The organism is Lewinella cohaerens DSM 23179 (genome assembly GCF_000379805.1).
GTDB lineage: Bacteria > Bacteroidota > Bacteroidia > Chitinophagales > Saprospiraceae > Lewinella > Lewinella cohaerens.
Window position 1 is genome coordinate 149,323 of record NZ_KB903598.1, and the last position, 23,262, is coordinate 172,584.

14 protein-coding genes are annotated in these 23,262 nt (G+C 44.9%); 7 read left to right on the plus strand and 7 right to left on the minus strand.

The window, feature by feature from the left end; all coding sequences use genetic code 11:
- Positions 1-90 precede the first annotated feature (90 nt).
- The 3 genes from A3EU_RS0126260 (at position 91) to A3EU_RS0126270 (ending at position 3,961) form a co-directional block, all read left to right on the plus strand.
- A complete protein-coding gene (locus tag A3EU_RS0126260) occupies positions 91-1,101 on the plus strand; it encodes an AraC family transcriptional regulator (protein WP_020539167.1) in 1,011 nt (336 codons plus the stop codon).
- 106 nt (positions 1,102-1,207) lie between these two features.
- Positions 1,208-1,417: a hypothetical protein gene (locus A3EU_RS0126265; protein WP_020539168.1), complete on the plus strand. Its 210-nt coding sequence runs from the start codon at positions 1,208-1,210 to the stop codon at positions 1,415-1,417.
- A 555-nt stretch (positions 1,418-1,972) separates the two neighbouring features.
- Positions 1,973-3,961 (plus strand): elongation factor G, encoded by a 1,989-nt coding sequence (locus A3EU_RS0126270; protein WP_044087071.1) that lies wholly within the window; start codon positions 1,973-1,975, stop codon positions 3,959-3,961.
- Between the two features lie 11 nt (positions 3,962-3,972).
- Here A3EU_RS0126270 and A3EU_RS0126275 read toward each other — a convergent pair whose 3' ends face one another.
- The 6 genes from A3EU_RS0126275 to A3EU_RS0126300 all read right to left on the minus strand — a co-directional run bounded on the left by A3EU_RS0126275 (position 3,973) and on the right by A3EU_RS0126300 (position 16,055).
- Complete coding sequence (locus A3EU_RS0126275) at positions 3,973-4,581, minus strand: CatB-related O-acetyltransferase (RefSeq protein ID WP_020539170.1); 609 nt, start codon at positions 4,579-4,581, stop codon at positions 3,973-3,975.
- A 103-nt stretch (positions 4,582-4,684) separates the two neighbouring features.
- A complete protein-coding gene (locus A3EU_RS0126280) occupies positions 4,685-5,107 on the minus strand; it encodes a GNAT family N-acetyltransferase (protein WP_044086973.1) in 423 nt (140 codons plus the stop codon).
- A gap of 35 nt (positions 5,108-5,142) precedes the next feature.
- Positions 5,143-5,676: a dihydrofolate reductase family protein gene (locus tag A3EU_RS0126285; protein ID WP_020539172.1), complete on the minus strand. Its 534-nt coding sequence runs from the start codon at positions 5,674-5,676 to the stop codon at positions 5,143-5,145.
- A 98-nt stretch (positions 5,677-5,774) separates the two neighbouring features.
- Positions 5,775-13,235 carry a M43 family zinc metalloprotease gene (locus A3EU_RS0126290; protein WP_020539173.1) on the minus strand — a complete coding sequence of 2,487 codons (7,461 nt, stop codon included), beginning with the start codon at positions 13,233-13,235 and terminating at the stop codon, positions 5,775-5,777.
- Between the two features lie 171 nt (positions 13,236-13,406).
- Complete coding sequence (gene typA, locus A3EU_RS0126295) at positions 13,407-15,212, minus strand: translational GTPase TypA (protein ID WP_026211603.1); 1,806 nt, start codon at positions 15,210-15,212, stop codon at positions 13,407-13,409.
- 282 nt (positions 15,213-15,494) lie between these two features.
- Complete coding sequence (locus A3EU_RS0126300) at positions 15,495-16,055, minus strand: NADPH-dependent FMN reductase (protein ID WP_020539175.1); 561 nt, start codon at positions 16,053-16,055, stop codon at positions 15,495-15,497.
- Positions 16,056-16,201: 146 nt separating this feature from the next.
- On the opposite strand from A3EU_RS0126300, the gene truA reads away from it, so the two are divergent.
- Positions 16,202-16,948, plus strand: coding sequence for a tRNA pseudouridine(38-40) synthase TruA (gene truA / locus A3EU_RS31965; protein WP_020539176.1), 747 nt, complete (start codon positions 16,202-16,204; stop codon positions 16,946-16,948).
- A gap of 415 nt (positions 16,949-17,363) precedes the next feature.
- Positions 17,364-19,793, plus strand: coding sequence for a TonB-dependent receptor domain-containing protein (locus tag A3EU_RS0126310; protein WP_020539177.1), 2,430 nt, complete (start codon positions 17,364-17,366; stop codon positions 19,791-19,793).
- A gap of 130 nt (positions 19,794-19,923) precedes the next feature.
- Here A3EU_RS0126310 and A3EU_RS0126315 read toward each other — a convergent pair whose 3' ends face one another.
- Positions 19,924-20,628: an NUDIX hydrolase gene (locus A3EU_RS0126315; RefSeq protein ID WP_020539178.1), complete on the minus strand. Its 705-nt coding sequence runs from the start codon at positions 20,626-20,628 to the stop codon at positions 19,924-19,926.
- Positions 20,629-20,752: 124 nt separating this feature from the next.
- Between A3EU_RS0126315 and A3EU_RS33335 the strand changes: the two genes are divergently transcribed.
- Both A3EU_RS33335 and A3EU_RS0126325 read left to right on the plus strand, forming a co-directional pair.
- On the plus strand, positions 20,753-22,687 hold the full coding sequence (locus tag A3EU_RS33335; protein ID WP_020539179.1) for a formylglycine-generating enzyme family protein: 1,935 nt from the start codon (positions 20,753-20,755) through the stop codon (positions 22,685-22,687).
- 39 nt (positions 22,688-22,726) lie between these two features.
- Entirely contained in the window at positions 22,727-23,251 is a 525-nt protein-coding gene (locus tag A3EU_RS0126325) for an RNA polymerase sigma factor (RefSeq protein WP_044087079.1), read from the plus strand.
- Positions 23,252-23,262: the final 11 nt, after the last annotated feature.

Consider the following 23,262-nt stretch of genomic DNA (forward strand, 5'->3'; position numbering starts at 1 on the left):
AAAGGTCGGCGAACGAAGCCCTGGCTGCTTGACCGAAACTGCCAGCCTGTTGTCATTTCGCGCCAAAGAAGAGAATGTGTACCTTTGAGCATGGCCTTTAATGGAAGATTTGTACTCAATGTAGCCACCTTCGCCGCGCGGCAGGGCGCAGATTATCAGCACTTGATTGCCCTGAGTGGCCAGTCAGAGGCTGATTTGGGTAGCCCCGAGAGCGTATTGAGCCGGGAGGTCTATAATTCGATAATCGAAGCAGCGACAGCCAAGACGGGAGACCCCTGCCTTGGGTTACACATGGGAGAGGGGCTAAGCCTTTCCGCAGCGGGGCTCATCGGCCAGATTACCCAAACTTCTGCGACCGTAAAGCAAGCTCTGGAATACTGCTGCGAGTTTGCCAACCTGGGCTGTAGCGAATTGCCCATGCACCTTGAAAAAGCAGGAGCTTATTACAAGGTGTCTCTTCAGCAGAATAAGCTTTGGGAGCAGCAATCTCCTCTCGCTTATCGGCATACAGCAGAAGGTATTCTCGTATTCACCCTCCGCGAATTTCAGACGCTTACTCAGCAGCAATATCACCCAACGGCGGTACATCTTCCCTGGGGAACAGGCCCTTCTTTATCCGAATACCAACGAATTTTCAAAGCGCCTTTGGTTTTTAAAAAAGAAGAGATCGCGATAGTACTTCATCAGTCACAAGTAGAACAACCCATCATTACTGCAGATTTTGAACTCCTTAGAATTTTAGTTACCCATGCCGAACAGAAATCGGCTCAGATAGACGAAAAAACAGGCTTCGTGAATACTGTCAGGCAATCAATGGTACAGTTGGTAAAACCAGCATTCCCAACGGTTGAGCAAGTCGCCCACTACCTGAATGTAAGTCCCCGAACACTCCAGCGTCGCCTAAAAGGCGAAAACTACAGCTATAAGCAACTCCTCAAAGAACTTCGCCAGGATTTTGCCCTTAGCTACCTGCGGCGTGCAGACCTAAGTATCAGCGAGGTAGCTTACCTACTCAGTTATGCTGATATTAGCGCCTTTTCGCGAGCTTTCAAACGATGGCAAGGAGTGGGCCCGCAGGCTTGGCGGGAGAGGAATATGTGACGTGAGTTGTCTAAAAACAGGATGTTTCTTGAAAGACATTATTAAAAAGCTTATTTTAGCAATAGTATTGAATGAAGTAACAAGGATTAGAAAATAGATGATTTAAATGGGTAAGACAGATATATTGGAGATAGTTAATAGTTTTTCAATATCTGATCGCTTGCGATTAGTAGAGGAAATATTAAGAACAATAAGAGAAGAGGAAGTTACTGATACTCACTCAGGTAATGAGCTATTAGAATTTGCAGGTATCATTAGTGAGAAAGAAGCAAAAGAAATGAAAACTGCAGTTGCTGAATCTCGTGAAATGGCATGATCAAATCAAATCCTATAGAACAGGAAATAGTGTTTTTACCTCCTAATATACGGGATTAATCGACTGGTTTTCCGGCTCTTGACGATTCTCCGTTTAAAAAACAGACAGCAGCGATTACCCACTAGCTTGCGCGGAAGTTGAGCCCAAAGTAATAGGATACTACAGCTAAAAGCTTGGACAAATTTATTAACTTTCCTTTACATAAACGATGCTGGGGCGAGCGGCTTCGCAAGCGATCAAGAATCACTGGCTGTTTTTAGGAGAACCGTCACAAGCCTTGACTTTTTGATCCTTTTTTGTCAAGCAAAAAGGATATTCCTCACCGTTGCTCGTTATCGTAAACTTGACTTTACCGGATACTTTTGCGAGAAAGTACGCCCCCTGATTATACAAAGCTATCTGTATGTAAAGATATGGGAGGCCCTAGATTTAGCCTCCCGAGTTGTATCTTCGACCGTTTGAGTTTAAAAGCCGAAATCTCACACTATACCAAATACCCTATACTTTTTACCTTGTACTGTGAGGTTAATGATAAGCCTCACGCTAATTGATATCATGCCCGATAAAAAAATACTAACCATAGGCATTCTCGCTCACGTTGACGCAGGGAAAACGTCCCTGACAGAATGCCTACTCTATACCGCTGGCGCCACCAAAGACCGTGGTAGTGTGGATAAAGGTTCTGCCATTACGGATGGTTTGGCCATGGAAAAAGACAGAGGGATCTCTATTAAAACGGCCACCGTCGATTTTGTCTGGCAAGACATGCACATCAATATTGTGGATACACCAGGGCACATTGATTTCTCTGCGGAAGTGGATAGAGCTTTATCTGTGTTAGATGTCGTTGTTTTGGTTGTTTCAGCTGTGGAAGGGGTGCAAGCACACACTTTAAATTTGTGGGAAAGTATCCGCGAACGGCAGTTGCCCATGCTGGTTTTTATGAATAAAATAGATCGCAGTGGTGCAGACTTGGAGCAAGTCTTTATAGACTTTGAAAAAGATTTGGGCGTTCGCTTATTCGCCTTGAATTACGGCGATAATAGTCAGCCTGATGATCCTAGCGTCGTCGATTTTATGGATGCACAGCCTTATCTTACGAAACCTGTTCTCGAAAAATCTCTTGAGAATTTAGCAGAACTAGATGATTGGTTTTTAGAGGATTACTTAGAAGGAAATACGAATGATTTAGCGGCTGTTTTCGAAAAAGCTAAGCCACAATTGAAGACTCAGAAATTGATTGGCATCTTGTTTGGTAGTGCAAAAATGGATTTGGGTATCGATGCTTTATTGGATACCATGACCACTTTGTTTGTTCCTGAAAAGATTACGGAGGATGTACCATCAGCGAAAGTATTCAAGGTAGAATATGACGCTAAACTGGGCCGTTTAGCGCACGTGAGGTTGTATGGTGGTCATTTGCAGAGCAAGGATGTAATTTGGTCGCAACATCTAGAAAAAGACCTGAAAATCAATCAAATTTATCAGCAAAAACTGGGAAAGTTGGAACAAGTCGGAGCTTTGGCTGCCGGCGAAATCGGAGTGATGACGACTTCCGAAATGGTGCTGGCCGGTGATGTGCTGGGCCAACCAACATTTGCCGAAGGTTTCAATACCATCAGCCAAGCGGTACTGAGTGTACAAGCCGTAGCCGAAGAAGAAAAAGACTACCAAAAACTTGGCGAAGCGCTCGAAATTCTGAATATGGAGGATCCACAGTTGGATTTTCAATGGTTTAAAGAAGAACGAGAGTTTCAACTGAAAATACTGGGCCCTATTCAGACCGAGGTGCTGAAGGATAGCCTTGCCAAACGGTTTGGCATTGCCGCTGAATTTCTACCACCAAAGGTTATTTACAAAGAAACACCAAAGCAGTCTGCTGAGGGCTACGTTCGTTATTGGATGCCCAAGCCTTGTTGGGCTATCATGACCTTCCTTATAGAGCCTGCACCACTTGGCAGCGGAGTTACTTTTACCTCTAAAGTAAGAACCAGCGACATCAGCACGAAATACCAAAATGAGGTCAAACGCGCGGTACCCTGGTCGTTGATACAAGGTATAAAAGGTTGGGAGGTGACCGATATTAATATTACGCTGATCGAAGGCTCAGAGCATACGATGCACTCCAATCCGGGCGATTTTTTGCTGGCTACCCCAATGGGCATTTTACGCGGCTTAGAGCAAGCAGATACCGACTTGCTGGAGCCAATGTATGCCTTTCAAATCAAAGCTCATCAGGAGTTGTTGGGGGCTATCGCAAGTGATATGAACCAGATGAGTGCCCAGATAAATTCGCCTACTTTTGAGGGCGATTTCTTTGTACTTACGGGAAGGGTTCCCGTGGAGCAAGCGATGGATTACGGCATTAAATTCAGTGCAACGACCTCCGGCAAAGGCCGCTTGAAATTGACGCTCGACGGCTACCAGAAGACAACTACTAGCGAAGAGAAAATCCGTGCCTACAAAGGCGTTTCTCCCCTGGATGAAGCACAATGGATCTTGCATAACCGGGGCGCATTCAAGGCAGAGGATCGTAGGAGGTAGTTACTTCCAGTTTAAACCTCCTTCCCCGTCAACCACCCCAAATTATCGGTGATCTTCTCTAGTGGCCAATCCCACCATTGTAACTCCAACAGGCGGGCGATATCGTCCTCTGGGAACCGCATCTTGATCACTTTGGCGGGATTACCTCCTACCACTGCATAGGCGGGGACATCCTTGGTGACGGTCGCATTGGTGGCAATAATGGCGCCATCACCAACAGCAACCCCAGGCATAATGGTTGCTCGATGCCCGATCCATACATCGTTGCCAATAACAGTATTTCCTTTAGTAGGGTAGGTCTTGCCTTCCATCGCATTTTCCCAGCCATGGCCAAAAATAGCAAAAGGGTAAGTGGAGATAGCTTCTGTAAGGTGATTGGCACCGTTCATAATGAAGGTAACATCTGAAGCTATCATGCAAAACTTGCCGATGATAAGCTGGTCGCCCACAAAGTCAAAATGATACTTGACGTTTTTCTCAAAATTTTGGACATCCTCGAAGTCATCATAGTAGGTGTAATCGCCCACAATGATATTGGGGTTTTTAATGATGTTTTTCAAAAAACAAAGACGGTCATAGTTCGCCAACGGGAAGATCGTACTGGGGTTGGGGCCTTGCATGTAGAAGGAATTTTGAGTTATAAAAACGTGCAGTAATTGCTGTTATAACGGTAGCACAAAGATGAAGCGTTTTGCACGGAAAGTCGTTCGGAATTGTAATACGCTACTTTTTTTTAGACAAATATTCCATGAAATATTCCGGGTTCTTAAGCTGTTGGAAGCCCACCTGCTGATACAAAGAATGGGCATCGTGGGTCATTAATCCCCACCTGCGGAGGTTAGCAAACGCCTCGTGGTTGACGACGGCACGCATGAGTAGCTTACTTGCGCCCAACCCGCGGTATTCAGGTAGAACAAAGACATCCATGATCCAGGCGAAAATGGCGTAATCTGATGCTACGCGAGCAAACCCAATTTGCTGCTCCTGTGTGTAGACGCCAAAACACAGGGAGTTTTTAATGGAAATCTCTACGGTTTCTCGCGTTCTACCTTTTGCCCAGTAGGATTCCTTACTTAGGAATTGATGAATCATTTCTACATCCAGTTTGGACGCATCAGTAGAAATAGTGAAAGCTGGTTTAGACATCTTGAACGCTTAACGGTGAAAGAATCAATAGGCCGTTAATATAATACGTCGTAAGAAATGATCTGCAAGCCTGAAGGGAAACTTTTTCTGTCATTTAAGCTAAGTTGATAAGTTCTCTTAACCTCATTGAATAGTGATATCCCTTTTCCAAGAATCATTGGGTTTAGTTTGATTTTTACTTGATCCAGTAGGCCTTCACTTAATAACCATCCCGCAAATTGACCTCCACCACAGAGGTAAATATCGGTACCTTCTTGTTGTTTTAATTCCAAAATAAAGTCCCTGTCTATTTTCTTGATGTGAACCTTTTCGTGAGGACTCTCAAAGGAAAGCGAGTTGGAAAATATGTAATGATCCATGTGTGGATAGGCCGGTTGGCCGGGAGTCAGCCCGTATTTGTAGCCGAATTCATAGGTTTTTCGTCCCATGATCACGGTGTCAAAGCTCTGTAGGTCTTCTAAATATTGATTGACACCTTCACCTTGTTGGATGAAACCGCTAATGTCTTCACCGACGCCTGCAATGAAACCGTCCAGTGAGGTTGCTACGTAGTAAATAATCTTTCTCATGAAAGTGGATATTGGACCATATAAGTCAGGTAAGAAAATTTAAGCATCTCTTTAAAATCACTTAAATGACTTATATGGTTCCATCACTTGTGCAATTTTTATCTAATCAAAGCAACATCTCCTTTCACCATCACCACCTCACCCGTGCTGAGCTTGAGTTCGAGGTAGTACACATAAACGCCAGGAGTGACCTGCTGCTTACGTGAACGACCATCCCATCCCAGTTCCTCACGATTAGGAGGGAAGTTGGTGCGTACAAAAACCTCTCCACCCCAGCGGTCAAAAATAACCATTTGCTGCACTTCTTCTACACCAGTAGCGGCGTATACGGTGAAGTAGTCGTTCTTGCCATCGTTGTTTGGCGTAAACGCATTAGGGACGTAGTAAGGGATTCTGCGATCTACTTTTACGAGAATATCATCCACCTCGGTACAGCCATTTTCGTCAGTGACTTTAAGGAAGTAGCGTGTCGTCTCTTCCGGTTGAGCGATAACCTTTTCACAATCCGGGCAATCAAGGCTACCTGCGGGCGTCCACTGATAGATCGCTCCCGGATCAACATCCGTTAGAGGATCAATAGGCAAGCTTTCGCCCCATTTGATGGTTTGATCTTCGGGTAGAGCCAGACTAAAGGTCTCTGGGCCAGGAACCGTGATGGGTTCCGTCACCACACAGCGATCACCGTATTTGACGTAGAGCGTGTAGTCTCCTTCGGAAAGCCCATCAAGGATGGGTGTTTCACTGAAGGTAATACCATCCAGACTGAAGGTAAGTGTCTCATCCGTTGGCTCCGTTTGAATGCGGATTTCGCCAGATTGAGGATCGTTGCAACTAGGACCAGCTACCAGTCCCCACCAAGGTTGATTGTAGGGGCGGATAGTGAAATCAACCGTATACATACAGCCATTAGCGCTGGTCACTATCGCAGTGTGATCGCCGACAGGGATATTATTAATGGTGCTACCTACTACTTCAATACCATTCCAGCTTACGGTGTAAGGCCCGCCATTACCATTGGTGCTGATGTAGACGATCCACGATTCAGGATCACTTGGACAAGGTGGGAAAATGTAAGCACTACCAGAGAAAGTCTCTTCCGTAAGTGTGATCACATGGGTAGAATCACAGCCATTGCTGCCCATGTAAGTTTCCTGATAAGTACCAGGAATGCTGACTTGCTGCCCAAAGATTTCTATACTTTCGCCTTCGCAAATAAACACCTCCTCAGTGGTAGTGGTCGTTGGTAAGAAATTGACGGTTATCGTATGTAGAGAATCACAACCATTTTCGGCAGTAAAGGTCTGCTGATATACGCCACTTTCCGTAACAGTTTCTCCAAAGATTTCTACACTGTCACCTTCACATAAATCATCAATGGTTTCGGTGGTACTAAAGCTATCCAATTGAATAACAGTGATGATATGTACCGAATCACAGCCATTTTCTGCGGTAAAGGTCATGCTGTATTCTCCGGCTTGGTTTACGGTTTCCCCGAACACTTCGGTGCTCTCACCAGGGCAAATGCCTACACTGGCGCTGGTGCTAAAGGTGGTCAGCACGGTCAGGTTGATTATGTGCGTAGAATCACAACCGTTTTCGGCAGGGAAGGTCATCGTGTAAGTACCTGCTTCAGAGGTTGGCGTACCAAAGACATCAACAGGCGTACCTTCACAGGTGCTTATGTCCTCGCTAGTGGTAAAGGTGTCCAGCACTTCCAAGGTTATGGTATGCGTAGAGTCACAATCATTTTGCCCCATGAAGGTCATACTGTAGGTTCCAGCGGTACCTGTCTCTTCGCCGAAAATAGTTTCCATCTCGCCATCACAGATAGTGATTGTTTCTTCTGTATCAACGGTTTCCAATACTGTAAGAGTAACGGTATGCGTGGAATCACAACCATTTTCTGCGGTAAAGGTCATGCTGTAATCTCCGGCTTCGGTTTCGTCATTGCCGAATATCTCTATGGTATTACCCGCACAGACACTGAGCATTTCACTGGTGGCAAACGTTTCTAGCACCTCCAAAGTAATTGTATGCGTAGAATCACAACCATTTTCGGCAGTGAAGGTCATGCTGTATTCGTCAGCAGTAGTCTGTTGTTCCCCAAAAATGGTGGCGCTTTCTCCTTCACAGATGGTAATGGTTTCAGCAGATTCAAACGTATCCAGCACGTTGAGCATTACGGTATGTGTAGAATCACAGCCGTTTTCAGCAGTGAAGGTCATTTCGTAGGTTCCTGCTTCTGTTTCTTCATTACCAAAAATGGTTGTGGTTTGTCCTGCACAGATCATACGGTCTTCCGTTGTGTTGAAGGGCTCCAGGAGTGTTACTTCCAAGCTGTCAATCGTCAGGCAGGTACCGGTAGAAACGGTGTCGAGATAGAGACCAGCATCAGTAATGGTTAGGTCTCCGAAAGTTATGGACTCACCGGGGCAAAGGCCAGCTGCCGTATAACTGCCTGGCTGGGTGCCAGCAATGGTAACCATCAATGTATCGGTACTGATACAACCGGCAGCATTGGTCGCAACGATGATAATTTCTGTATCAACACTTGCTGTAAAGACGACCGTAGGGCAGGTATTGCAATCAAAACTACCTGCCGGGAACCATTCATAGCTTTCAAAGCCATCAACAGTCAATGTCAAGGTTTCACCAGGGCAAAGCGTTACATCAGGCCCCAGGTCAATTTCACTAGCGGGGTCCACAGTGATAAGAATTGTATCACTTTGGGTATTGCCACATTGGTCGGTAACGGCTACGCTGTACTCGCCAGGGAAGGTGGTCGTTAATGTTTGCTCAGTCGTTAAATCTGACCAGAGGTAACTCGTGAAATCAGGACCAGCATCCAATACAATGACGCCATTTTCGCAGACAACGATATCTTCTCCAAGTTCAAGCACTGGTGGAACATAGCAGCAACAATCATCTGCGAGGTCTGGATCGTCACAGTCTATTAGGCCATCGCCATCATCATCGGTGCCATTGTCACAAATTTCTTCACAATCACAATCGGGGTCTTCACAATCTGCTAGACCGTCGCCGTCATCATCGATTCCATTGGTACAATCTTCCGGTTCACATGGTGGTGCACAGCTTATTGGTAGTGGATCTAGTAGGGTAGGGCTTAGGTCAAAATCACTGCTACCATCTATTTGGGTATCGTAAGGTGAAAGTGAATTAAAGCCGTCGTAAGGGATGGGAACAGACTGTCGGGTAACGGTAACATCTTCGTTGCTTATGCAGCCTTCTGGGAATTCACCCGTTTCTAGGTCGATTCGAAGAAGGGCCATTTCTGTATTGGTATTACCGGTATGTTGTGCGGTAAGGTAGAGGTATTCTCCAATTTGGATCACTTCATCACCAGAACCAGTGGAGGTGAGGTTCTGAAGTTGCTTAGCCCAAATAACATCGCCAAGGCTACTAATACGAGTTAGGTAGAGGTTGTTAGAGTTTCGAGCCTGAGCTAGTACGACATAGCTACCGTTGATTGTCAAGATTTCTTTGCCGTTAATAGGTTCTGGTAAGGTGTATTTGGTAGCTACTTCGACACCACCGTTGATTATTCTGGCACTGATGATCCAGAAGTCGTTATTATCAGCAGCAATTCCATTATCGTCACCATGGGCGAGAATTGTCAGGTTGTTGGGCCCATTGAGACTAATGTCAGAACTGTACAGTCGAGCATCCTGGTTAACACCGACTAAATATAGGCGTGACCAAAGAGGTGTTCCTGTACTGTTAAAACTGCTAATAGCTGGACGCATGCGGTTGAAACCGCCGCCAGAAAAGTTGTAACGCCCAGTTACAAAGAAGCTGTTGTTACTGATTACTGCCGATTCAATACCTTCGCACGAGCCTAAATGGAAATGGATACGTTCAGAAGCAATGTCTCCATCGTCGCGGTCTATGGAGTAGAAGGCCGCGTCACATCCCAATCCACTGGAACCATTAAATGCAGTGCCGAGTATTATATAATCTCCATTGGTAGGAGATTCGAAAATGTCAGATACATTGAAATAGGTACTGGCCGGATCAGTATAGGTACGCGTCCAAATGGTAGCTCCGTTATCGGGGTTGATCTTGAAAGTAAAGGAGGCAATGTTACTACCCGAACGACCACTACCAGCTCCAATGAGCATCCCTTCGCTGTCAATTTTCAGGTCAACGATGACATTGGGTAAGTTGTTTAGCAGTTGCATGGTTTGTGCCCAAACAACATCTCCTGCTGTTGTCAATTTAGTGAGCATGGCTTCGTCTCCTCTTTGGCCACCAACAAAAATAAAGTCATTGTAGGCCAGTAAGGTGCGGCCGCTGTAATCTGCATCTTCGCCGTAGAAATAAACATACGGCTCGTCACAATCCCCAGGGCAACCCAGAGGTTCTGAGAATTCAAAGCGATCGTTGCCTAGGGGAGCGTTTACTTGGCCATTAAGGATGGCATTGGGGTATTCGATTCCCAATTCCAAATCAACGATACTATAACTCAAGCTGGTATCGGCACAAACTGGAATGATGGTAGGGCAGGCTACGATGGTAAAGGTTTCCTGGTAAGAACCGTCATCGCTGGAAATTTGTACATCGAAAGGTTCACGACAGTCACCTGCACAATCCAATCCAAAAATCGAAAGATTGACGGTTTGCGACTGGCTAGACAGGTAGTTGAATCCGTCTATTTGATCAACTAAAGAGCCAGGGCCCCCAATTACCTGAACATTTGGTTCTTCTGCGGTTGCCAAATCAATAGACCCAGGGACCAGCCGCTGAGGCATAAAGTTGTTAGGGTTAGGTATGACAAACAATTGATTTCCAATTCTTTTCGAAAAGTAAAGGTTGCCATCAAAGGAAGACTCTACACCACCAATAGCTTCCCATTCTTCACCACAAGAGGAAAAAGTACATCCTAGTCCAGTCGTTGTATTGTATGGTGTGGGTGTATCCTGGATTTGTAAACGGACTTCTAGCGGGTCACTTTCCAGGTCTACTTGAGCCAAATAAGTGAGATTGGTGTAACCGCTGGATACATAACCACCAGATGTGAGGTAGAGGAATCGTCCATTGGGACTAAATTCGACACCAGAAAGCTTTTTCTGAAAATTACGTAAGAAGAGGAGTGGGTAGCTGTTGTTTGTACCCAAGTCGCCAATGCGCTGATTAATGGGCAAAATGCTGGTAGCGTCCTGGGTTTGGCCATCAGCAACGAGGATCAAGTCTTCCCCCATCAAAGTAGTAGCACTGGCAGCATTGAAATTCGCCGTTTCCAGAATAATAAAATCAACGTAATTGGTGAATTGATTTCGGTTGCCTACGACTACTCGATCTTCGGTAGGGCTGAGTTCAATGTAGGAACCCGCATGCGTGAGTACCCAATAACCACCAGTAGGGATGTCGCCGGTATTTTCTTGCCAACTGATGCCGGTATTGGAAATGATAAAACGATCGACAGAGATGGAGCTTTGGTTTAAAGCATGTCGACCAGCATAGAGGTATTGCTGAGTGGGATCACCATTAATAGTGCGAGAAACGGCCATACCATCGTTGTAGGTATAACTATTGGCACCAGCATTTAGGACTTGATCACGGACCACTACGGTCAATTGGCCATCTGCTTCAAGTTTTACCCGACTGTACATTAGTCGTAATGGAGAATAAGAGGCGTTATTGGCGGGAGCACCGCTATCACTGCCGTATTCTCTGTAAATTAGGTACCACTCATCTTGGGTGGTGGGTACAGGGATAACCTGTAGTTCTGTTGGGCCTCTTACCGCATTCAAACCTGGACCGTTGGCCGTACTTGCATCGAGTAGAGGAGTACCGTCAGGGCGATAGATAAATAGCTGGTTCGGAGTAGACTGTGCAGTATGGGCTGCAAAAAAGATGACACTGCCACAGCTATTAAAAGCTGCCCCGGTACCACCGCCTCCAACGTCACTGATTGGACCAACCGTACTGGTTGTGGGTGGATCAGTGCGCCAATCTACGGTATGGAAACCGCCATTGCTTCCGCCTAGCATTGGCCAGACGGGTAAACCAGCCTGGCTACTACCTTGCGTACCAACGGTAATTACAACCGAAAATTCATCACTACAATCACCATTAGAGGCTTCCAGGCTTACGGTGTAAGTGCCTAGGTTATCGAATTGGTAGAAAAATCCGGTAGAAGTCGCTTCACTGGTGCCATCAACGAACCATTCAAAACTGCTGGCATTGGTAGAAGCATCCGTGAAGAAAATAACCGATCCTGGAGTAACAGCGTAGCTGCTGGGGCTAAAGCTTGCTTGTACAGGGCAGCGCACGAGCACAAGGCTTTGGGCATCTGCCTGACAGTTAGGATCACTATTACCTACCTGAACACTCACATTGTAGCTGCCTTCGGCGGTGAAAATATACGGAAGCGGATTACCTGTGCCAATGACCGTACCATCCAGGTACCAAGTGTAGGTATCTGCATTGACACCATCAGCGGTAAGGTTGATCGTAGCGCCTTGGGCAACGGTGGTACTAAAGTCGTTGGTAATACTCACGCTGGGTGGCGAAGTACAAGGGTCGAGACAACCTTGACTACTCTGCAAGCTGGCGCGAATACCATCGAGAAAGAAGTGCATCCGGTCCCGCTGTCCTGGCGTAAACATGGAATAACAGCCCCAGTCACCGTAGTCCATGTAGTTTTGGAACATATCCGGCTGGTCAGTTACAAAGCCGTCGTTGGTGTCAGTTGTACAGGAATTAGGAGATGCGTTACAAGGTACTGCTGCGGTAGACTGATCAGGAGGTGTATCACAAACCCTGTCACCGTTAGCAAGGCAGTCATCGTTTTGACATCCACCTTCAAAGGTGTGGTACAAGCCCAGGTAGTGGCCTACCTCGTGGGTGAGCACCGAGCTATTGGCTGGGCTATTGCCCAACCAGCGTGCTTCAACAACGATACCATCTACGTTACCACCGTGGGAACTAGGGAAATACGCATAGCCTGCCACGCCGCAACTGGTACTGCTACAAATTTCATCGACGACCCAGATGTTGAGGTATTGGGTAGGGTCATATCGACTTAGGTTCTTTAGGGCCAGGTCGTCACTCATGTTGAGCGTGGTCAGCGGATCATTCACCCGTTCAATACCTGAAGAAAGACTGCCGTCTGGCTTGCGTTTTGCCAAGCAAAAATCTATGTTGGTAGCTACGCCTGTACTCGGGTCATAAGGACCTGCATTTGCAAACGACTGGTTGAGGTGATCGAGAGAAAGCTGAATAGAGCTTGCTGGAATGTTTTCTGTTCCGCCCTGATGTACAATATGGAATACTACAGGAATCGTATATGGTGGAGCGGCTGTTTTTAAACTTGCTGCTTGTTGATCCTGGTAGTATGCTTCTTCGAGTGACTCTTGTAATTGGAGCAAATCTGGTTGTTGCTCCATAAGGCGCTGCCAGGCCAAATTGCTGCCACAGTAATCAAGGTCATTAGAAGAAGAGGGCACTGTTCCTTTATTGGGTAAAGGTTGGTCATTAAGCGCGTATAAAACGAGAAAAGTAGTAAAAACGAGTAAGGAGAGTACTGCTTTACGCATAGTTAATAGGGTTAGTGAGGTTGTGGGGTGTATGATTGCGCCTAAAAATAAGGTTTTTTCAATAAAATCTAGTTAAGATAATATTGCCTTTGCGCTTACAGGGCATAAAAAAATCCCGAATTTCGGCCGTAGCTAAAATTCGGGATTTTTATATGTTGCAAATGTTCCGGTTTATACCGTGATTTTTTTGCCGCGCTTACGCTCAGCTTCGCGAAGTAGCATCTTCCGCAAGCGAATGCTCTTGGGCGTTACTTCTACAAACTCATCTGCCTGGATAAATTCCAGTGCTTCTTCCAGTGTAAACTGACGAGGCGGGATAATTCTCGCTTTGTCATCAGCACCAGAGGAGCGCATGTTAGACAGCTTTTTGGTTTTGGTCACGTTGATAACCAAATCCGATGGGCGGCTATTTTCGCCAATTACCTGTCCTTCGTAGATTTCTGCACCAGCTTCGATGAAGAAACGGCCACGATCCTGAAGGTTATTGATAGAGTAAGGAATGGCTTTACCTTGTTCCATACTGATCAACGAGCCGTTTAAGCGGCCAGGAATATCACCTTTCATCGGTTGGAATTCCTTGAAGCGGCTGGTAATAATCGCTTCACCAGCAGTAGCGGTGAGCATATTAGAACGCATACCGATCAGGCCACGGCTGGGGATTTCAAATTCTAAAACCACCCGGTCACCCTTAGGTTCCATGCTCAGCATAATGCCTTTGCGCTGGGTTACCATATTGATAGCAGTACCACTTACTGTATCAGGAAGGTCGATGGTTAATTCTTCGATAGGTTCGTGCTTTTGGCCATCAATCTCTTTGATGATAACCTGAGGCTGTCCGATTTGTAGTTCGTAACCTTCGCGACGCATGGTTTCAATGAGAACAGAAAGGTGGAGTACACCACGGCCAAATACGCGGAAACAATCTGGTGTTTCGGTAGGCTCAATACGCAGGGCAAGGTTTTTCTCTAGCTCTGCTTCTAGGCGATCCTTAAGGTGACGAGAGGTAACAAATTTGCCTTCCTGACCAAAAAACGGAGAGTCATTGATATTGAAGGTCATACTCAGGGTAGGCTCATCGATAGCAATGGTAGGCAGTGCCTCAGGAGCTTCAGCATCGGCAATAGTATCACCAATGTCAAAATCTTCTACACCGAAAATAGCACAAATGTCACCAGCCTGAATTTCGTCTACTTCCAAGCGACCAAAACCTTCATATTCGTAAAGGTTCTTTACGCGGTGCTTTTCCATTGAGCCATCACGCTTTGCCAAGGTAACCTGCTGACCAGCTTTCAGTACACCACGGCTTAGGCGACCGATAGCAATTCGGCCAATGTAGCGAGAGTAATCAACGCTGGTAACGAGCAACTGTGTATTGCCTTCTGCTACTGTTGGAGTAGGTACGTGCTCTATAATAGCATCCAATAAAGGAAGGATGTTGTCGGTTTGCTCTTCCCAAGTGGTATTCATCCAACCGAATTTGGCTGAACCGAAAATGGTAGGGAAATCCAGCTGCTCTTCTGTAGCGCCTAGGTTAAACATCAGGTCAAATACTTTTTCCTGAGTTTCTTCCGGTGTACAGTTCGGTTTGTCTACTTTGTTGACAACTACGATAGGGCGTAGGCCAAGTTCGAGTGCTTTTTGCAGTACGAAACGTGTCTGTGGCATAGGGCCTTCAAAGGCATCAACCAAAAGCAGCACACCATCGGCCATATTCAATACCCGCTCAACTTCTCCACCAAAGTCGGCGTGACCAGGAGTGTCAATGATATTAATCTTAGTGCCCTTGTAGGTAATGGAGACATTCTTGGAAAGAATGGTAATTCCTCTTTCCCGTTCCAGGTCATTACTGTCCATTATTAATTCACCCGGAGTCTCGTGGTCGGAAAACAGCTTTCCTGCCAAAAGCATCTTATCAACCAGAGTGGTCTTGCCGTGGTCAACGTGAGCAATAATGGCAATGTTGCGCAGATCTTTCATATGGTAATTATCACTTTGGGGAAGTAACCAAAACTGGATTATTTCGATTACCACCAAATCGGGCGCAAAGGTAATCCTTTTTAGGTACTTTTGGGAGGCCTTGGTGAAAATAAATCTCCTTGCTAATGTTTTTTAACTATTTGATAATTAGCTTGTTGAGAAGAAATAATGCTAAATCACGGGTGATTCCTGACAAAAGTTTGCGAAAATGAATTTTGCCAAATATTAAGGTGTCTATTGGCAGTTTGGGAGAAGTTATCTTGTTATTGTCCTCTGTTGAGATTAACCATTGTTTGATACGCCAACAGCCGTTTGAAAGGCTGCTAGTTGTGCTCGGAATTCGTTGTCAAGTTCAGAATCAATGATTCCTTTGTCTGTATTAAAGTTTTTTCCAAAAGAGGGTAGTGAAAAACTAGCAAGAACATTGTTGTTCATAAACTTGAATTTGTTGAGCGCAATGTCCAATACGGTTTGCCCCCCACGACCGCCTGGAGAAGTAGCTAATAATAACATAGGTTTATTGCCCCATACATCTTTTTCTATGCGAGAAATCCAGTCAAAAATATTTTTAAAAGCGGTAGTATAGGCTCCGTTGTGTTCGGCAAAGGAAATGATGATACCGTCACTATCACGAAGGTGAGCTTTAAATTGAAGAGCTTTCGTAGGAACCCCCTTTTCCTTTTCTCGGTCAATGCTGTAAATAGGCATTTCAAAATCATTCAGGTCAAGGAGGTTTACCGCTACATTCTCTATCTGCTGAGCTGCAAAAAGCGCGAACTGCTGGTTGATGGAATGTTTGCTATTGCTGGCGCCAAACGCTACTATCTTGGGTTGATGATTCATGAATAGTTATTAATAGAAAAACAATGTTGATACACTTATTAAGCAAACAGTATTGTCTTGAAAAGAGTTTTGTTATTATTTGACTGGTCCTAAGCCGGACTCCTTACCTTTGTCGTTTATTCCTTACAGAAACGGTTATAGATATTATGCGTTACTTCCTGCAACTTTCTTATGATGGTACTGATTATCGCGGCTGGCAGCGCCAGGACGGCGTAGTTAGTGTGCAGGAAACCCTGGAAAATGCCATGCGTAAGGTTTTAAAAATTCCGATAAATATTATTGGTTGCGGACGTACGGATGCTGGAGTGCATGCTAGTAATTATATTGCTCATTTTGATGGCGATATAAGTATGACGCCCCGACTACTAACCCATTTAAATTATGCCTTGCCGGAGAGTATTGCCGTACATCAATATATGGAAGCAGAGGCCAATTGGCATGCTCGCTTTAGCGCTACTGAGCGAAAGTATATTTACCATATACACACTAGTAAAAATCCTTTTCTTGGTCGGTTTAGCACCTGCTTTCCTTGTGACCCCAAGGACTTAAATTGGAAAGGAATGGAGGCTGCGCTAGATGTTTTACTCCGTTATGAAGAATTCAAAAGTCTTTGTAAGGCTCCTGATCGCCATAAGACTACTAACTGTAATATGACCTCTGTAGCTTTGCATGGAGCTGAGACAGGTCAGTTTTCTTTCCATATTTCTGCCAATCGTTTTTTGAGAGGGATGATTCGTATTATCGTTGCACAACTCCTTGATGTAGGTGTGGGAAAAGAAAGTGTAGCTGATTTTGAAAGTCGACTGGCAAGAAGTGAACGCCCTCGTTACTTCAAATTGGCGCCACCAGAAGGTTTAAGCCTGGTGGAAGTCAAGTATCCATTTTTAACTTAAAGTTTTTTTTAAAAAAATAAAAATATTTTTTGTTTTTAAAGTAATTCCCCTTTATCTTTACGCTGTAATCGAAAGGAGTGACGTCCACAAGATTACTCAGAGGAAAATCCCCTCGTTTGTCGACGAGAATAAATCAGTGTTTTTTTGCGTATTGCTTGGCTGTTTCTCTTCTAGAGAGCAGATGTAGACGCATGTCCCATTGTGGCCATTAGGCCAGGGGCAGTTTTGGCGATCTGGCTGAGGGTGGGCCCTCCACTTGGGGCTCTTGTACCTACTCCATACCTCTTTATATTTTCTCCCAATGCAAATCTATGGCTACTCATCTCTTTCTGGTGGCTACTCGTCGATTTGCACTGTTAACCCAGCAACATTCCACCGATATTGTGGTCATTGTTATAAAATCACACCGACAGTTATGAAAAATATGATTACTCTTTTGCTGTTAGCCATGGGCTTTCTTGCACAATCGCAATCAGCGAGTATCAAGGGCCAACTGCAGGATCCTGATGGAGAGGCCGTTGTTTTTGCTAATGTAGCCCTCTACAATTCCACTGATAGCACCTTGGTAAAAGTAGAAACTACTGATGAAGCAGGCGTTTTTAGAATCCAGGGCCTGTCTCCTGGGTCCTTTAACCTTTCTGCTACTTACGTAGGTGCAGCAGATCTTTGGCAGAATGAAATAGCATTGAGCGATGGTCAGCAACTGGACTTGGAGGTACTACAGTTTACCTCTACTTCTGTAGAACTAGAACAGGCTACGGTTACGGCAACAAGAGCCCTGGTTGAAGTGAAGCCAGATCGCACCGTTTTTAATGTTCAGGGTACCATTAATAGTACAGGAGCTGATGCCATTTCTCTATTGCGTAAAGCACCAGGAGTTACAGTCGATAATAATGATAATATAAGTGTTTTGGGAAGAGCTGGCGTTCTTCTGTATGTAGATGGAAAGCGCCTCCCGCTCACTGGTCAGGACCTTACCTCTTATCTGCAGAATTTGCAGGCAGATCAGATCGATCATATCGATATTATTTCTAACCCAGGTGCTAAATACGAAGCAGAAGGTAATGCAGGAATTATCGATATCCGTTTGAAGAAAGACAAAAACCTGGGAAGTAATGGATCAATTAGTGGAACATACAGCCAAGGTCAATACGCACGTATGAATGGAAGTGCCAGCGGTAACTATCGTAATAAGTGGATGAACCTATTTGCAACAGCAGGAGCTAACGATGGAGAGGTCTTCAACAATATGAACTTCTTTAGCACGCAGAACGGTATTCAGCTTGATGAAACGAATCGCATGCGGAATAGCTGGCAAGGGCTAAATGCTCGCCTTGGAACCGATTTTTTTATTAATGATCAGCATACCATTGGTTTTCTCGTCAGTGTAAATGATTTCTCTGGGGAGCATAGAGGGTATAATCGCATCGCCATCGCAAACTTGGAAACACCAAATTCAATTGACAGTATCCTTGTTTCGGATAATATTTCAATGGATACCCGCCAGCAACAAACATATAATATCAACTACCGTTATGACAATCGCAAAGGGCGCACCATTAACCTAGATGTAGATTATGGAAACTATGATAATGATAGTGACCGCTCTCAGCCTAACCGTTATTATGATGCACAAGAACAAGAATTGCTTACGGAAGTTATCAACGCCTTTAATACACCAACCCAGATTGATATCTATACCGCCAAACTTGATTATGAGCAAGATGTTCTTGGTGGAAAACTTGGCCTCGGTACTAAATTGAGTCAGGTTTCATCGGACAATACTTTCTTGGTATTCGATATACAAAACGGCGTTTCTGTGAGGGATAATCAATCTTCTAATATTTTCGACTACCGCGAAAATGTCTACGCAGGCTATGTCAGCTTCACGCGGCCAATTAACGAGAAGTGGAATTTCTCGGCTGGCTTGCGGGCAGAGCAAACGGATGCGGAAGGCAACCTCCAGCCTTTTGATGAGGATCTACAGGAGCCACCGGTAATCCTTAATTACTTGAGCTGGTTTCCCAATGCAGGCTTGACTTGGCAGGTAGCTCCTACACATAGCCTCTCCCTTAACTATGGCCGCCGAATCAATCGCCCCGACTACAATGTACTCAACCCTTTCAATAACCAGTTGAGCCAGTTGTCTTACGAAAAAGGCAACCCTTTCCTGCAACCCGAAATTGTTAATAATGTGGAATTGAGCTATACCCTCAAGTATCGCTATAATTTCAAGGTGGGCTACAGCAAAACAATCGACCAAATTACGCGCCTCATTGCTCCGGATGAACAGGATGACCGGGCGAATTTTATCTCTTGGGAAAACCTGGCTGATCAGACGATCTACAGCATGAATATTAGCGCTCCTTTTCAGGTAATGGAAGGGTGGAATTCCTACGTCAACTTTAGTGCTTCTCATCTAAATAACCAGGCTGATTACGGTGATGGAGCTATCGTAGACGTGCAAGTTTTTACCTACTCTATCTACCAACAACAAACCATTGATCTACCCGGCGGTTTCAAAGGAGAAGTTTCTGGCTATTATTCTGGACCTGGTGTTTGGGGTGGCGTTTTCAAATATGAATCCAGCTGGAGTTTGGACTTAGGGCTGCAGAAGAAATTCCTCAATGACCAACTTAATGTACGTCTTAGTGCCAGCGACCTCTTCTATGAAACAGGTTGGGATGGTGTCTCCGAATTCAATGGCTTAATATCATCCGGTGGAGGTAACTGGGATAGCCGTCGTGTCAGCTTGAGTATGAGTTATAATTTTGGTAATCAAAATGTGAAGTCACGCCGTCGTAACACAGGCCTGGAGGATGAAGCCAAGCGTTTAGGTAACTAATAGCATCTACATGGAATAGTTTTTTTAGAAAACGTAGCCTAAGTAGATTGTTCCAGAATAGAAAAAGTAGCGTGAGGTTTGCTTTGAAAGATGACCAACATAGTCTTTCAGAGCAAACCTCAACTTGTTATTATAGAATAAAATCAACTCCCTCCTTTACCATCTTTTGATAATTTTCAGCATTAAACTGGTATAAAAAGGCCCCCTTTCGTGATCCAGATTTATCCTTTTCGTCTAATTTGTCCAGTAGTCCCATTGAAAGGATTTTCTTGCGGAAATTGCGGCGGTCCAGTTCTTTTTGATAGATCGCCTCATACAGAAGTTGCAATTGAGGAATGGTGAATTTTTCTGGTAATAATTCAAACCCAATTGGGCTATACCTTGCCTTGGTGCGTAGCTTATCCAAGGCATCCTGTACCATTATGTTGTGATCGAGCATCAAGGAGGGGGTATCCTTTAAGTCAAACCAGCGTGCCTGATGAGTTTCGACCTTGTTAAGTGCTTCGTCTTCCAGGTGGATCAATGAAAAATAAGCCTGAGATATTACCCTCGCTCCGGGGTCACGCTCAGGATCACTGTACAAGGCCAGGGGGTCTAAGAAAATATTTTCCAGCCCGGTATGCTCTTGAAGTACCCTTATTGCTGCATCGGAAGTACTTTCTTGTTCTTGAACAAAGCTGCCAATGACTGACCAGGCACCTAAGAAGGGCGCTATTTTTCGCTTGAAAAGAAGTAGCTGTAATGTTGATTGGTTAAATCCAAAAATGATACAATCTACCGCCACTAATATAGGTTTGGCTTGCTTATAGTATTGCTTCTTATGTGGAAATTCCATAGTTATAGGAAGGTAGTTGTAAGACTCAAAGGTAAGCGTTTGTTTTACACTTGTAAATCAGTGTCGTTAATTTTGAACGTTGAAGTACGAGAGGTGTACTTAGGAACAAATAATACAGAACACCATGCGTATTTTGCTCCTTTTATTACTGATGACCCTGTTCTTATATCCAGGTAACGCAGCAACTCCTGAACCTATAAAACCACTGTCGAAGGCCATCCGCTCTCTGGATTATTACCAGCAACAAGCTCAGCTTTGGCTATTGGAAACACAGCAGCATCCACAAGAGGCAAATGCTTGGTTGAATTACTATACTGCTGCCCGAAATACCAATGTACTACAAGGGTATGCAGCTTTTGATCTCGCAGATATTCTCACGGAAGTGAAGAAAAATATTCCCACCTCCTTTGAAGCCCATTATCTTACCTATTGGCAAAGTGACCTCTTTGACAGGAATTACGAAGCTTTACTAAAGGCGCATGAACTTGCACCTGAACGGTTGGAGATAGCGCACGACTTGATTCACTATTACGAATTGAAAGGTGACTTGGCCAACTATGTTTATTGGTGTGAAAAGTATTTTAATACTGGCGACTTAAGTCCAGGGATATTGACATGGAATTATAATGCACTCGCTTCTGTTCGAAGCAATGGCGTTTTGATCACCCAAGGGGACAATGATACTTACCCTGCTTGGGTATTGCAGGCCGTAAAAGGGATTCGCAGAGATGTTCGAATTGTCAACCTTTATCTTCTTTTGGCTGAAAGGGATTACCGAAGTAGGGTCTTTGCTGAATTGCAAGTACCTGACACTTTTGAACGACCACAAGAAGCTCCGGTCAATGCTCAATTGGAGCTTTTACTTCGCCACCTCTTACAGTATTGTGCCCGTCCGGTACATTTGGGTATAGCCACTCCCGCTGTGCAACGGGTTGCTTTTGATAGTCAACTTTACCTCACAGGCTTAGCTTTTGAGTATAGCCAGCAGTACCTGGATAATGTTCGCTTGTTACGTCAAAATTTTGAAAACGATTTTTTGACAGAACACCTAGGGAACCCGCTTTACTATGATCCATCTCAGTCTGTGGTTGATCACATGAATATGAATTACATTCCGGCGCTGGCAATTCTTCATGATATGTACGGTAAAGAAGGCGCTCAGAAGGAAGCTGAAGATATTGCCAATTTGGCACTGCTTATAGCAGATCGAGCCGATAAAACCCAGGATGTAGCAGGGATTTTTCGACAAGAAGTAAAGACAATTCCAGCCACTACAAATATGGATTTACGTGCGCTGGACAAGGAAATGTATCCGGTGGAAGGATCATTGTACGCTTCTTCTTTCGAAGTCAGTAATGCTCAGTACCGTGCATTTTTACAAGATTTATTAGAAGCCAATCAATTTGAATTATTGACAGTCTGTAAAACAGAGACCGTTGATTGGCTGTCACTTTTACCAGAGGCGTACCAGCAATTGCCAGCGACAGTACTTTTCAATATGGGCGGTAGCCCAGATGAAGGAAATCACCCGATCACTAATATTTCCCAGGAGGCAGCAATAGCTTACTGCGATTGGCTCACGGAAGTTTACAATGCTTCAGACCACCGTCGTAAGCGCTTTCAAGAGGTTCGCTTTCGTTTACCAACTGTCGATGAATGGGAACAAGCCGCTAGGGGAGGGGCAACCTACGAAGCTCCTTACCCTTGGGGCGGGCCTTACTTTCGGAACGCCAAAGGCTGCTACCTTTCCAACTTTAATCCTTATTTGGTAAGTTTAAGTGAGGAAGAACCGCTATTTGGGCCATCTGCTGAAAAGCCAGAGTCACCTGGAGAAGATGGGGCATATTTTCCCGCTCCAGTGGATGCGTACTTCCCAAATAACTTTAACCTGTATAACATAAGTGGGAATGTTGCTGAAATGACTCAGGCGCCTAATATCACCAAAGGTGGAGGTTGGCTAGACCCTTCTTATTATACTCAAATCGGGGTTAGCCAAACAGTATCATTGCCAAATCCGAATACAGGTTTTCGCATTTTCATGGAAGTGATCAAAGAATAGGTGTTTAAGAATTATTCCAAATGGCCGGATGAAAAGCTGATGAGAGAGGTCCAAAAAGGCCAAGAGGCAGCTTTTAACGTACTGTACGAACGGTATGGCACCAAGCTGTATACCTATTTCTGGCGTGCTCTGGCACAAGAGAAGGAGGTAGCAAAAGACTTTACCCAACAGCTTTTTCTGAAACTTATTGAGCGGCGTGAATCCTACGATACACGCCGCACTTTTAGCGCCTGGCTATTTACCATCGCTGCCAATATGGTGAAAAACGAATACCGTAGACGTAGCCGGCTGGCAAAAAATGCAACCCGGTATTCTGCCGGAGATAATGCGTTTGAAATACCCTCGTTAGGAGGGCTGGATGTTGATTATCAACAGGCACAACTAAGCAAAGCAATGAACCAGCTGGCAGAGAAACATCGTCAGGTATTCCTACTCCGCTACCAGGAAGAAATGAGCATCAAAGCAATAAGTGAGGTGGTCGGTTGCCCGGAAGGCACCGTTAAATCCAGATTGTACTATGCCGTGAAGTACCTGGCAAAGCAATTGGAAAATATCCGTTATTAACCTCCGTAGAA